1 protein-coding gene and 1 rRNA gene are annotated in these 775 nt (G+C 67.5%); both read right to left on the bottom strand.

The annotated features are described in order from the left end of the window. Positions 1–452: hypothetical protein (locus ACF07V_RS14590; protein ID WP_392154215.1), on the bottom strand; the 452-nt coding region annotated here is incomplete at its 3' end. A gap of 231 nt (positions 453–683) precedes the next feature. Further along, positions 684–775, bottom strand: a 5S ribosomal RNA gene (gene rrf, locus ACF07V_RS14585); the annotation flags it as partial.

Below are 775 nucleotides of genomic sequence, written 5' to 3'. Positions count from 1 at the left end.
GTCACGACGGTCATCGCGACGGAAGCCGCCACCGCGGTTGTCACCGCCACGGTCATCGCGACGGTAACCGCCACCGCGGTTGTCACCACCACGGTCGTCACGGCGGAAGCCACCGCCGCGGTTGTCGTCACGGCGGTCGTCACGCTGTCCGTAGGAGGGACGGTCGTCCCGACGGAACGACGGACGCTCGTCACGACGGTCATCGCGACGGAAGCCGCCACCGCGGTTGTCACCGCCACGGTCATCGCGACGGTAACCGCCACCGCGGTTGTCACCACCACGGTCATCGCGGCGGAAGCCACCACCGCGGTTGTCGCCACCGCGGTTGTCGCCACCGCGGCTGTCACCACCACGGCTGTCACCACCGCGGTCGTCACGACGGTAACCGCCACCGCGGTTGTCACCACCACGGTCATCGCGACGGAAGCCACCACCGCCACGGTTGTCGTCACGGCGCGGCCCGCGGAAGCCGCCCCGGTCGCCACCGCCACCGTCCCTGCGACGAGGCTCGCGCTCCGGACGGTCGTCGGGAGAGTTGGTGGACATCTTGGTGACTCCTGTCTTCGGGTACTGCAGTCATTCTCGCGCAGCCGGCACTCAGCCGCGCATCGGAAAAGTCAAGCAAAAAACAAAAGGACCCCTGGTCCCAGCGTGAACGCTGGGACCAGGGGTCCTGAAGAATTGTTCGGCGGCGTCCTACTCTCCCACAGGGTCCCCCCTGCAGTACCATCGGCGCTGAAAGGCTTAGCTTCCGGGTTCGGAATGTAACCGGGCG

Origin of the sequence: Streptomyces sp. NPDC015661, assembly GCF_043077765.1 — a bacterium.
Lineage (GTDB): Bacteria > Actinomycetota > Actinomycetes > Streptomycetales > Streptomycetaceae > Streptomyces.
This window is presented reverse-complemented; position numbering and strand designations above follow the sequence as displayed.